A 12,311-nucleotide genomic window follows, 5' to 3' on the forward strand; every position below is an offset into this window, starting at 1 on the left:
TGGCTCTCCTTGATTCAGACCGCGACGCGGTGGTCCGAAAGGCCCGGGCCACTGACGCGATAGATACCGATCTCACCCAACAGATTAGGCCAAACCCGGCTGGGCAGGTTGTGCCGGTGCTCGTGGTCCACCGCCAGGCGGTCGAGGACTTTCACCTGCTGCTCGCGGCAGAGTTCCTCGAAGTCCTTGAAGGTGCAGAAGTGGATGTTCGGTGTGTTGTACCAGGTGTAGGGCAGGAACTCCGACACCGGCATCTGCCCGTAGCGCGCCAGGTACCAGCGGCAGCGCCAGTGGCCGAAGTTGGGGAAGGTGATGATGCACTCGCGGCCGACCCGCAGCATCTCCTTGAGGATGCGGTCGGGGTAGTGTACGGCCTGCAGCGCCTGGGTCATCACCACCACGTCGAAGCTGTTGCTGGCGAAATTGCCCAGCCCCTTGTCCAGGTCCTGCTCGATCACGTTCACGCCATGGTCGATGCAGTGGGCGATGTTTTCCGGGTCGATCTCCAGGCCATAGCCGCTGACCTGCTTGTGGTCGCGCAGCCAGGCCAGCAGCTCGCCCCTGCCACAGCCGAGGTCGAGCACCCGGCTGCCCGCGGGGATCCAGTCCTGGATGATTTCTAGGTCGGCACGCATGGGTTACACCGCAATCCTGTTCATGTAGCTGCTGAAGGCCTGGAGGTAGCGCGGAATCGGCATGAGGAAGGCATCGTGGCCCTGGGGGGCGTCGATCTCCAGGTAGTTGACGTTCTTCCGCGCGGCGATCAGGGCGTCGACGATCTCCCGCGAACGGGCCGGGGAGAAGCGCCAGTCGGTGGTGAAGGACATCACGCAGAAGTCCGCCTTGGCCGAGGCCAGGGTGCGCGCCAGGTCGCCGTCATGGACCGCGGCCGGGTCGAAGTAGTCCAGGGCCTTGGTCATCAGCAGGTAGGTGTTGGCGTCGAAGCGCCCGGAAAACTCCTCGCCCTGGTAGCGCAGGTAGCTTTCCACCTGGAATTCCACGCTGTGGAAGTCGTAGTTGAGCTTTTCGCTCTTCAGGCCGCGGCCGAATTTCTCGCCCATGGCGTCATCCGACAGGTAGGTGATGTGGCCCACCATGCGCGCGAGCATCAGCCCGCGCTTGGGGATCACGCCCTGCTCCTGGAAGTGCCCGCCATGGAATTCCGGGTCGGTGAGGATGGCCTGGCGCGCCACCTCGTTGAAGGCGATGTTCTGCGCCGACAGCTTGGGCGCCGAGGCGATGGCCAGGCAGTGGCGAACGCGGTCCGGGTAGCTGATGGTCCACTGCAGCGCCTGCATGCCGCCGAGGCTGCCGCCCACCACCGCCGCCCACTGCTGGATGCCGAGCACGTCGGCGAGACGCGCCTGGCTGTTCACCCAGTCCTCCACCGTCATCACCGGGAAGTCGGCGCCGTAGGGCACGCCGGTGGCCGGGTTGAGGCTGGAGGGGCCGGTGGAACCGTTGCAGCCGCCCAGGTTGTTCAGGCTGACCACGCAGAACTTCAGGGTGTCGATGGCCTTGCCCGGGCCGATGCAGCTGTCCCACCAGCCCGGCTTGCGATCTTCCATGCTGTGGTAGCCGGCGGCGTGATGGTGGCCGGACAGCGCGTGGCAGATCAGCACCGCGTTGCTGCGGGCCTCGTTCAGCTCGCCGTAGGTCTCATAGACCAGTTCGTAGTCAGTCAGGCTGCGGCCGCAGGCGAGCGCCAGCGGCTCGCTGAAGCGTTGCACCTTGGGACTGACCAGGCCGACGGAATCTGCGGGAATGGCGGTGGGCATCGCGACCCTGCTCTCAATCTGGGAAGGGCGCCAGTCTAAAGAGCGCCGCCCCCTGCGGCAAGCGCGGGGGGCGGCGGCTAAGGCGTTGAATATTCAGGCTCTGCGGACGTTCAGGCGGATTCGCCGCCACTCTGCTTGCGGGGTGCCTGGGGCAGGTTGACCACCTTGCCCATTCGCTGCATGGGCGAGGGCAGGCGGAAGGTGCGCAGCATCTCGTTGGCCTGGGCGATCTGCTGCTCCAGTTCCTCTGTGTAGCGTTCCAGCTGCTGGCCGCGCTGGCGGGTGAGCTGGGTTTCCTGGGCCAGGGCCTTGAGCCGCAGCATGTGGGTTTCCAGGAGCTGCTTGTGCTCCAGGGTGTGCTGCATCAGCGGCATCAGCGCGTCGCTGGCCCATTGGGCGACCTCCAGGCGAAGGCGCTGGTGCATGCCGATCACCTCCTGCACCAGGGTGTCGAAGAAGCGCTTGCCCAGCTGGCGCTGCTCGGTCAGCAGGGTCTTGGGGTGGCGGCGGAACTGGTCGGCCTTGATACGCAGCTGGCGGCTCTCGCGCAGGTAGCGTTGCACGTTGAACTGTGGCGCTTCGACCCCGTGCAGGGGATTCTCGTCGTTGTGCCGGCGGTAGATGGCCGCAACCATCTTGTTGGCCATGTCGGCCTCGTGCTCCAGGCTGCGCAGGTCGTACTCCACTGCGCGGAAGAAGTGCAGGATGCTCTGGTTGATGCCCAGGGTGGTCCAGCTGCCGGTCAGGTCGCGGCGCAGGCGCGCCAGGTGCTCGTCCAGGCGCTCCGGACGCGCGGCGTTGCGTAGCATGTCGCCCTGGCGCTTGAGCAGGCGCTGGTTGGTCTTCAGGCCGAGCAGGCGGCGGTGATGCTGGGCGTGGTCTTCCTTGGTGCGGGCGGTCAGCTCGAAGAGCATCTGGCCGTTGTCCTGCTGGTGGCTGTCGAGCAGCGATTGCTGCTCGCGGACCTTCTCCAGGCGCAGGTTGAGCACGTGCAGGTTGTTCTGCAGCAGCACCATCATCTGGCTCGCCACGTTGTCTTCGATCAGGCGTTCCTTCTGCGTGACGATGCGCTCGCAGAGCAGCTCTTCAAGGGTGCCGATCTGGCTGCGCGCGAGCAGCTCGCCGTCGTTGCGTACCTTGGCCAGCAGCGCCTGCTTGGCCGACAACGGCAGCACTTCCTTGCTGCGGATGCCGAGCTGGCGGGCAGTGGTCTCCTGGATGCGGCGGATGGCGTTCTGCACGAAACTGTCGCCGGCCAGGTCGTCCCAGAGCACGTCGATCTTGTTCAGCACGGCGAAGAGGTGGGCCTGGGTGTCCTCGTCCAGCTGGCGGATGTGCTGCTGCCAGATGTTCATGTCGCTGGCGGTGACGCCGGTATCGGCCGAGAGCAGGAAGACGATGGCCTGGGCATTGGGCAGCATCGACAGGGTCAGCTCAGGCTCGCTGCCGAGGGCGTTCAGGCCCGGGGTATCCAGGATGCGCAGGCCCTGGCGCAGCAACGGGTGGTCGAAATTGACCATGGCATGCCGCCAGGCGGGTACCAGCACTTCGCCGGGGCGGCCGGTGGAGTCGAGCATGTCGGGATGGAAACCCAGCTGGATCGCCTGTTCCACCGGCATGGGCTTGGTCCGCGCCACCTGGGTGAAGGCCTGGACCATGTTATCCGGGTCGCTCGGGTCGAGCGGGATATTCACCCAGTGCCGCGGCGCGCGCTTGAACTGCGCGACGCTGGCTTCGGCCATGCGCGACTCGATGGGCAGGAGGCGGATGTAGGAGCGTTCGGAACGCGGGTCGTAGAACAGCTCGGTGGGGCACATGGTGGTGCGCCCGGCCTGGGACGGCAGCATGCGCTGGCCGAATTCGGAGAAGAACAGGCTGTTGATCAACTCGGTCTTGCCGCGAGAGAACTCGCCGACGAAGGCCAGGGTGATCTGGTCGGTACGCAGGAGGCGCTGGGCTCGTTCCAGCTTGGCGGACAGTGCGTCGGAGCTGAGCCGATTGCGTTCGAGCCAGCTTCTGTAGCGCGTGATCTCCCGCAGCAGCTCACGCTTCCAGGCAACGTAGGCGTCGACTTGCTGACTGAGACGCTCCATGCTCATTCAGACTCTCCTCGTGGGTCACGCATCCTGCGTACGGGAATTGACGAACTTCGAACCGGTTACGACGACGCTGGTGGGTCGCACAACTCCATCCGGAGATATTCCCCCGGCGAAATGAAAGCACAGTGCCAGCTGGTCATTGCTCGGCATTATGCGCCTTGGGGATTGGTCGTCAATTGCCGCGAAGACGGCGCCCGCCTTAAGGTCGGTCAGGGCTGCTGAGCGGTCAGGCCGGGAAGGTCGGGAAGGGTTCGAGGCTTCTGGATACGCACGCGTTTCTGCCGATTGAGTTCGCCGCTTTCCAGGCTGACCTGGGACTTGGCGACGCCGAAGGCCGCCGCCAGGAAGGCCCGTAGCTGGGCATTGGCCTTGCCTTCCACCGGCGGCGCGGTGAGGCGGATCTTCAGGCGTTCGCCGTGCAGCCCGGCGAACTCGTCACGGCTCGCCTTGGGCTGCAGGTGGCAGTCGAGGATCAGGTCCTCGCCTGCCCAGCGGTACCAGCTCATCAGAGGAAGGGGCTGAGGATCTGCGGCATGCCGGTCATGGCGGCGAGATTGCCGATCACCAGCATATCCAGCAGCTTCAGCGCAATGAAGGCGAAGATCGGCGAAATATCCAGGCCGCCAAGGTTCGGCAGCAGCTTGCGGAAAGGCATCAGCAGGGGTTCGCAGATCTGGTTCACCAGTTGCGCACCGGGGTTGTAGCTGCCGGGGGCGACCCAGGAGAGGATCACGCTGATGATCAGGGCAAAGAAGAACACCTTCAGGAACAGCGAGGTGACGCCGATGATCGACCAGATCAGCAACTGCAGCAGGTAGCCGCCAACGCCGTAACCCATCAGGGTCAGGGTGATGACCATCAGCAGCAGCTGCACCAGGATGGCCAGCACCAGGGAGGCGAGGTCGAGGCCGCCGAAGCCGGGGATGATCTTGCGCAGGGGGTTGAGCAGCGGCTTGGTGGCGCGCACCACGAACTGGCTCAGCGGGTTGTAGAAGTCGGCACGGACAAGCTGGAGGATGAAGCGCAGCAGGACGATCAGCAGATAGAGGCTGCCGAGGGTCTGGATCACGTAGATGGCAGCGGTGTTGAGTCCGGTCATCGAAAGCTCCTTATTGGCCCAGTTGTTCGGCCAGTTCGGCCGAACGCCGGTCGGCGGCGGTCAGGGCCTGTTGCACCAGGGCTTCGAAGCCGCCGGCCTGGAAAGTCTTGATCGCCGCTTCGGTGGTGCCGTTGGGCGAGGTCACGCGGCGGCGCAGTTCGGCGGCATCGACGTCGCTGGCGACGGCCATGCGCGCGGCGCCGAGGGCGGTCTGCAGGGTCAACTGCTCGGCGGTGGCGCGGGGCAGGCCGAGTTTCTCGCCGGCAGCGGTCATGGCCTCCATCAGCAGGAAGAAGTAGGCCGGGCCGCTACCGGATACGGCGGTCACCGCGTCGATCAGTCTTTCCTCATCCAGCCAGAGGGCAATGCCGACGGCGGACAGCAGCTGCTCGGCCTGCTCGCGCTGGGCGGCGCTGACCTCGGTGTTGGCGTACAGGCCGCTGGCGCCCTGGCCAACCAGCGCCGGGGTGTTGGGCATGCAGCGCACGATCGGGCGCGGGCCGAGCCAGGCGGCCAGGCTGGCGCAGGTGATGCCGGCGGCGATGGACACCACCAGCTGGCCTTCCGTGAGGCTGGGCGCCAGGGCCTGGCAGACGGTCTTCATGACTTGCGGCTTGATCGCCAGGACCACCACATCGGCGCCTTGCACGGCGTCGGCGTTGCTTTCCAGCACCTCGATGCCGTGCTCGGCGGCGATCTTCGCCCGTTGTTCGGCGCCCGGGTCGCTGGCGCGGATATGCTCGGCGGCGACGCCCTTGGCGCGCAGGCCACCGATCAGGCTGGCGGCCATGTTGCCGGCGCCGATGAATGCGATGCGGGGAGTGCTCATGAATGCTTCCTTATCTAATGCGTGGGCTGGCCGTAGTCGCGGGCGCCGAACAGTGCAGTGCCGATGCGCACCCAGGTGGCGCCTTCCGCGATGGCCGCTTCGAGGTCGTGGCTCATGCCCATGGACAGGGTGTCCAGGGAGGGGTTCAGTGCCTGCTGCAGCTGGCGCAGTCGGGCAAAGGCGGCGTGCTGCGTCGCCCGGTCGTCGGTAGGTTCGGGGATGGCCATCAGGCCGCGCAGGCGCAGGTTCGGCAGCTCGGCCACGGCGGCGGCCAGGGCCGGCAGATCTTCGGGGGCGCAGCCGGACTTGCTGTCCTCGCCACTGACGTTCACCTGCAGGCAGATGTTCAGCGGCGGCAGCTGCGCCGGGCGTTGCGCGGAGAGGCGTTCGGCGATCTTCAGGCGATCGACCGAGTGCACCCAGTGGAAATGTTCTGCAATGGCTTTGGTCTTGTTCGACTGGATGGGACCGATGAAATGCCAGGTCAGGCCCAGGTCGGTGAGCTCGGCCTGCTTGGCCAGGGCTTCCTGCAGGTAGTTCTCGCCGAAATCGGCGACGCCGGCGGCATGGGCCTCGCGTATGGCGTCGGCAGGTTTGGTCTTGCTCACGGCCAACAGGCCGACACTTGAAAAATCTCTTCCAGAGGCTTGCGCCGCCTCACGGATACGCGCTCGAACCTTTGCAATATTGTCTGCTATCGTGGACATTACCTGCGCTCTACAGCCCGGCCTGAGTGGGGTCTGCGGCATTCTAACAGGCCGTTGAAAAATGTAGCGAGCGGCGACCAGTCCGGGCGCAAGCCGGCGAAAAAGCGCAGTCTACCTATGGAGAATGTGCAGTTCGCGGTGGCTTCGACACCGTTTGGCGCGGCGCAGTGGTTTTTCAGCGGCCTGCAACCCGTTTGCTTGGAATTGGGGAGCCCCCATGGACATTACTGAGCTGCTTGCCTTCAGCGCCAAGCAGGGCGCGTCGGACCTGCACCTCTCCTCCGGCCTGCCACCCATGATTCGCGTCGACGGCGACGTGCGCCGGATCAACCTGCCGGCCCTGGACCACAAGCAGGTCCACGCGTTGATCTACGACATCATGAACGACAAGCAACGCAAGGATTACGAAGAGTTCCTCGAGACCGACTTCTCCTTCGAAGTGCCTGGCGTCGCGCGTTTCCGGGTCAACGCCTTCAACCAGAACCGCGGCGCCGGTGCCGTGTTCCGGACCATTCCCTCCAAGGTGCTGACCATGGAAGACCTGGGGATGGGCGAGATCTTCAAGAAGATCTCCGACGTGCCCCGTGGCCTGGTGCTGGTCACCGGCCCCACCGGTTCGGGCAAGTCCACCACCCTGGCGGCCATGCTCGACTACCTGAACAGCACCAAGTACCACCACATCCTCACGGTGGAAGACCCGATCGAATTCGTCCACGAATCTAAGAAGTGCCTGATCAACCAGCGGGAAGTGCACCGCGACACCCTGGGTTTCAACGAAGCGCTGCGCTCGGCACTGCGGGAAGACCCGGACATCATCCTGGTCGGCGAGATGCGTGACCTGGAGACCATCCGCCTGGCGCTGACCGCCGCGGAAACCGGCCACCTGGTGTTTGGCACCCTGCACACCACCTCCGCGGCCAAGACCATCGACCGGGTGGTCGACGTCTTCCCCGCCGAGGAAAAGTCCATGGTCCGCTCCATGCTCTCCGAATCCCTGCAGTCGGTGATCTCCCAGACCCTGCTGAAGAAGATCGGCGGCGGCCGGGTGGCGGCCCACGAGATCATGATCGGCACCCCGGCCATCCGTAACCTGATCCGCGAAGACAAGGTGGCGCAGATGTATTCCGCCATCCAGACCGGCGGCTCCCTCGGCATGCAGACCCTGGACATGTGCCTCAAGGGGCTGGTGGCCAAAGGGCTGGTCAGCCGCGAGAGCGCCCGGGAAAAGGCCAAGAGCCCGGAAAACTTCTAAGCCACCCGCGTGGCGCCGGAACCGAACAGCGAGAACGTCATGGAATTCGAGAAACTGCTGCGCCTGATGGTGGAAAAAGGTGGTTCCGACCTGTTCATCACGGCAGGTGTGCCGCCGTCTATGAAGGTCAATGGCAAGATCATGCCGGTGACCAAGAACGCCATGTCGCCGGAAATGACCCGGGAAACGGTGGTCGGCGTGATGAACGAGCAGCAGCGGCGCGAATTCGCCGAGCGCCACGAGTGCAACTTCGCCATCAGTGCGCGGGGCATCGGCCGCTTCCGCGTCAGCGCCTTCTACCAGCGCAACCTGGTGGGCATGGTGCTGCGCCGGATCGAGACCACCATCCCCACCATCGAAGAGCTCAAGCTGCCGGAAGTCCTCAAGAAGCTGTCGCTGACCAAGCGCGGCCTGGTGCTCTTCGTCGGCGCCACCGGTACGGGTAAATCGACCTCCCTGGCGGCCATGATCGGCCACCGCAACAGGAACAGCAGCGGCCACATCATCTCCATCGAAGACCCCATCGAGTTCATCCACCAGCACCAGAGCTGCATCGTCACCCAGCGTGAGGTGGGCATCGACACCGAGTCCTTCGAGGTGGCCCTGAAGAACACCCTGCGCCAGGCGCCGGACGTGATCCTGATCGGTGAGGTGCGGACCCGCGAAACCATGGACCACGCCATCGCCTTCGCCGAAACCGGCCACCTCTGCCTGGCCACCCTGCACGCCAACAATGCCAACCAGGCGCTGGACCGGATCATCAACTTCTTCCCCGCCGACCGGCAGCAGCAGGTCTGGATGGACCTGTCGCTCAACCTCAAGGCGATAGTCGCCCAGCAACTGGTGCCGACCCCCGACGGCAAGGGCCGTCGCGCGGTGATCGAGGTGCTGCTGAACACCCCGCTGGCTGCCGACCTGATCCGCAAGGGCGAGGTGCACGAGCTCAAGGCCCTGATGAAGCGCTCCACCGAGCAAGGCATGCAGACCTTCGACCAGGCGCTCTTCAACCTCTACTCCCAGGGCGAGATCACCTACGAAGACGCGCTTCTCTACGCCGACTCGGCCAACGACCTGCGCCTGCTGATCAAGCTCGGCTCGGAAACCGATGGTGAGCACCTGCAGCACATGAGCGACGGCCTGTCGCTGCAGGTTTCGGAAGAAAACCCGGGGCGCCGATTCCGCTAAGCTCGCGCCCGGCGAACGAGCCCGCTACGGCGGGCTTCTTCATGCCCGGACCGCGCGCTCCGCTGCGGCGTCACTCCGCAGGTCGGCACCGAGCGTGCGCGACCCAGCGGGTGGTGGAACCGGGCAAGACAGCGTCATATACACACCCCTGCAGGAGGCAGCATGGACATACGTCAGGACACCCACAGCAAGGTCATCGGCTACCTGCTCTGGATTTTCGGGTTCCTCGGTTCCCACCGTTTCTACTACGGCAAGCCGGTGACCGGGACCATCTGGTTCTTCACCCTCGGCCTGTTCTTCATCGGCTGGATCATCGACCTGTTCCTGATCCCGTCCATGGACCGCGAAGCTTCCCTGCGCTTCAATCCCGGCCAGTACGACTACAACGTCGCCTGGATCCTGCTGACCTTCCTCGGCGTCTTCGGCGTGCACCGCATGTACCAGGGCAAGTGGATCAGCGGCATCCTCTACCTGCTCACCGGCGGCTTCTTCCTGCTCGGCGTGCTCTACGACTTCTGGACCCTGAACACCCAGGTTTCGGTGCTCAACGCGCGCTGACTTCCCGCTCTGCTCCCCCTTCGTCGGAACCCGTGGCGGGCTTCTGCCGGGCAGCCTATTTTCGTGCGAGGGGTGCAGCTTCGCACCCGCCCTGGTCGCGCAAGGAGGTGACGCCATGAACAGCGCCAAAGATGTCCGTCCCGCGGTCCTCGACCTGATCGGCAACACCCCGCTGGTGCGGGTCACGCGTTTCGACACGGGTCTCTGCACCCTGTTTCTCAAGCTCGAATCCCAGAACCCCGGCGGCTCGATCAAGGACCGCATCGGCGTCGCCATGATCAACAGCGCCGAGCGCGATGGCCGGCTCAAGCCTGGCGGCACCATAGTCGAGGCCACCGCCGGCAATACCGGCCTGGGCCTGGCCCTGGTGGGGCGGGCCAAGGGTTACCGGGTGGTGCTGGTGGTGCCGGACAAGATGTCCACCGAGAAGGTGCTGCACCTGAAAGCCATGGGCGCCGAAGTGCATATCACCCGCTCCGACGTCGGCAAGGGCCACCCCGAGTACTACCAGGACCTGGCCGGCCGCCTGGCGGCGGGGATTCCCGGCGCCTTCTTCGCCGACCAGTTCAACAACCCGGCCAACCCCCTGGCCCACGAGTCCACCACCGGCCCGGAGATCTGGCAGCAGACCGGACAGGACGTGGACGCCATAGTGGTGGGTGTCGGCTCCGCCGGTACCCTGACCGGCTTGACCCGCTACTTCCGCCGGGTGCAGCCCGAGCTGGAAATGATCCTCGCGGACCCGGTGGGTTCAGTGATGGCCGAGTACGTGCGCAGCGGCACCCTGGGCACCGTGGGCTCCTGGGCGGTGGAGGGCATCGGCGAAGACTTCGTGCCGTCCATTGCGGACTTGTCCAGCGTGCGCCACGCCTACTCCATCAGCGACGAAGAGAGCTTCGCCCACGCCCGCGAGCTGCTGCGCGCCGAGGGCATTCCTGGCGGATCGTCCACCGGCACCCTGCTGGCGGCGGCGCTGCGCTACTGCCGCGAGCAGAAGACGCCCAAGCGCGTGGTCAGCTTCGTTTGCGATACCGGCACCCGCTACCTGTCCAAGGTCTACAACGACCAGTGGATGACCGATCAGGGCCTGCTGGCGCGCAAGCGCTACGGCGACCTGCGCGACATCATCGCGCGGCGCTTCGAGGATGGCCGCGTGATCAGCGTTGGGCCGGACGACACCCTGCTCACCGCCTTCCAGCGCATGCGCCTGGCTGATGTCTCGCAGTTGCCGGTGCTGCGGGATGGGCAACTGGCAGGGGTGGTCGACGAATCCGACATCCTGCTCGGCGTGCATGCCGATGCCACGCACTTCCGCCAGCCGGTGGCGAGCGTCATGACCACGCGCCTGGAGACTCTGGTGCCGGACGCCAGCCTGGCGGAATTGCAGGCCGAGCTCGACCGCGGTCTGGTGGCCATCATCGCCGACGCATCCGGCTTCCACGGACTGATCACCCGCTCCGACCTGCTCAACCACCTGCGGAGGACCCTTGCATGAGCCAGCAGGACGACAACGGCCAGCGTGCCTTCGCTACTCGAGTCATCCATGCCGGCCAGGCCCCGGACCCCTCCACCGGGGCCATCATGCCGCCGATCTACGCCAACTCCACATACGCCCAGGACAGCCCCGGTGTGCACAAGGGGCTGGATTACGGGCGTTCGCATAACCCCACGCGCTGGGCCCTGGAACGTTGCGTCGCGGACCTGGAGGGCGGGGCCCAGGCCTTCGCCTTCGCTTCCGGGCTCGCGGCCATCTCCACGGTGCTGGAACTGCTCGACAGCGGTTCCCACATCCTTTCCAGCAATGACCTTTATGGCGGGACCTTCCGACTCTTCGACAAGGTGCGCCAGCGCAGCGCCGGGCACCGCTTCAGCTTCGTCGATTTCAGCGACATCGCCCTGATCGAGGCTTCGATCCAGGACGATACCCGCATGATCTGGGTGGAAACCCCGAGCAACCCGCTGCTGCGCCTGGCCGACCTCGAGGCGATCGCCGGCCTGTGTCGGCAACGCGGCATCATGGCCGTTGCCGACAACACCTTCGCCAGCCCCTGGACCCAGCGCCCGCTGGAGCTGGGCTTCGATGTGGTGGTGCATTCCACCACCAAGTACCTCAATGGCCACTCCGACGTGATTGGCGGCATCGCCATAGTCGGCAAGGATGAGCGCCAGCGTGAATGGCGCGAGCGCCTGGGCTTCCTGCAGAACGCGGTGGGTGCCATCGCTGGCCCCTTCGATGCCTTCCTCACCCTGCGCGGGGTCAAGACCCTGGCCCTGCGCATGGAACGGCACTGCAGCAACGCCCTGGAACTGGCCTACTGGCTGGAACAGCAGCCGCAGGTGGCGCGGGTCTACTACCCCGGCCTGCAGTCCCACCCGCAGCACGGCCTGGCGCGCCGGCAGATGCACGGCTACGGCGGGATGATCTCCATGGACCTCGCCAGCGACCTGGCCGGCACCCGGCGCTTCCTCGAAGCGGTGAACATCTTTACCTTGGCCGAAAGCCTCGGCGGCGTGGAAAGCCTGATCGAGCACCCGGCGATCATGACCCACGCCAGCATCCCGGCCGCGACCCGCGCCGAGATCGGCATCGGCGACTCGCTGGTGCGGCTGTCGGTGGGGGTGGAGGACGTGGAAGACCTGCGCGCGGACCTGGCCCAGGCGTTGGCGAGGGTGTGAGGTTCGCGCCCCTCAGCCCATCTCCCTATGGGAGATCGGCGGGATGGCGGGCCACGGTGTGATCGTTGGGCTTCGCTGCGCTCAACATCAACCCACGGGAAGCTTTCCGACCGTTTCTCGAATGAATT

The 12,311-nt window shown here is 65.5% G+C and carries 12 protein-coding genes; 5 read left to right on the forward strand and 7 right to left on the reverse strand.

The annotated features are described in order from the left end of the window. Positions 1-14: 14 nt before the first annotated feature. From metW to E8F11_RS14515, 7 genes are all read right to left on the reverse strand, one after another. A complete protein-coding gene (gene metW, locus E8F11_RS14485; RefSeq protein WP_280289507.1) occupies positions 15-635 on the reverse strand; it encodes a methionine biosynthesis protein MetW in 621 nt (206 codons plus the stop codon). Between the two features lie 3 nt (positions 636-638). Then, positions 639-1,778, reverse strand: coding sequence for a homoserine O-acetyltransferase (locus tag E8F11_RS14490; protein WP_280289508.1), 1,140 nt, complete (start codon positions 1,776-1,778; stop codon positions 639-641). A gap of 110 nt (positions 1,779-1,888) precedes the next feature. Then, a complete protein-coding gene (locus E8F11_RS14495) occupies positions 1,889-3,877 on the reverse strand; it encodes a dynamin-like GTPase family protein (protein ID WP_280289509.1) in 1,989 nt (662 codons plus the stop codon). A 209-nt stretch (positions 3,878-4,086) separates the two neighbouring features. After that, positions 4,087-4,383 (reverse strand): DUF167 domain-containing protein, encoded by a 297-nt coding sequence (locus E8F11_RS14500; protein ID WP_280289510.1) that lies wholly within the window; start codon positions 4,381-4,383, stop codon positions 4,087-4,089. After that, positions 4,383-4,976: a YggT family protein gene (locus E8F11_RS14505; RefSeq protein WP_077524149.1), complete on the reverse strand. Its 594-nt coding sequence runs from the start codon at positions 4,974-4,976 to the stop codon at positions 4,383-4,385. Before E8F11_RS14505 ends, E8F11_RS14500 begins: the two co-directional genes overlap by 1 nt. Positions 4,977-4,986: 10 nt before the next feature. Next, positions 4,987-5,805 carry a pyrroline-5-carboxylate reductase gene (gene proC, locus E8F11_RS14510; protein ID WP_280289511.1) on the reverse strand — a complete coding sequence of 273 codons (819 nt, stop codon included), beginning with the start codon at positions 5,803-5,805 and terminating at the stop codon, positions 4,987-4,989. A 14-nt stretch (positions 5,806-5,819) separates the two neighbouring features. Next, positions 5,820-6,512, reverse strand: a complete 693-nt coding sequence (locus E8F11_RS14515) for a YggS family pyridoxal phosphate-dependent enzyme (RefSeq protein ID WP_280289512.1) — start codon at positions 6,510-6,512, stop codon at positions 5,820-5,822. Between the two features lie 217 nt (positions 6,513-6,729). On the opposite strand from E8F11_RS14515, the gene pilT reads away from it, so the two are divergent. From pilT to E8F11_RS14540, 5 genes are all read left to right on the forward strand, one after another. Next, complete coding sequence (pilT, locus tag E8F11_RS14520) at positions 6,730-7,764, forward strand: type IV pilus twitching motility protein PilT (protein ID WP_280289513.1); 1,035 nt, start codon at positions 6,730-6,732, stop codon at positions 7,762-7,764. A gap of 39 nt (positions 7,765-7,803) precedes the next feature. After that, a complete protein-coding gene (locus E8F11_RS14525; RefSeq protein WP_280289514.1) occupies positions 7,804-8,949 on the forward strand; it encodes a PilT/PilU family type 4a pilus ATPase in 1,146 nt (381 codons plus the stop codon). Between the two features lie 162 nt (positions 8,950-9,111). Next, the gene (locus tag E8F11_RS14530; RefSeq protein WP_280289515.1) at positions 9,112-9,507 is read left to right on the forward strand and encodes a TM2 domain-containing protein; all 396 of its coding nucleotides are present in this window, start codon (positions 9,112-9,114) and stop codon (positions 9,505-9,507) included. A 115-nt stretch (positions 9,508-9,622) separates the two neighbouring features. Continuing rightward, on the forward strand, positions 9,623-11,002 hold the full coding sequence (locus E8F11_RS14535) for a pyridoxal-phosphate dependent enzyme (RefSeq protein ID WP_280289516.1): 1,380 nt from the start codon (positions 9,623-9,625) through the stop codon (positions 11,000-11,002). After that, positions 10,999-12,183 (forward strand): PLP-dependent aspartate aminotransferase family protein, encoded by a 1,185-nt coding sequence (locus E8F11_RS14540; protein ID WP_280289517.1) that lies wholly within the window; start codon positions 10,999-11,001, stop codon positions 12,181-12,183. Before E8F11_RS14535 ends, E8F11_RS14540 begins: the two co-directional genes overlap by 4 nt. The last annotated feature ends 128 nt before the right edge of the window (positions 12,184-12,311 follow it).

Origin of the sequence: Pseudomonas sp. BN417 (genome assembly GCF_029871205.1) — a bacterium.
GTDB lineage: Bacteria > Pseudomonadota > Gammaproteobacteria > Pseudomonadales > Pseudomonadaceae > Metapseudomonas.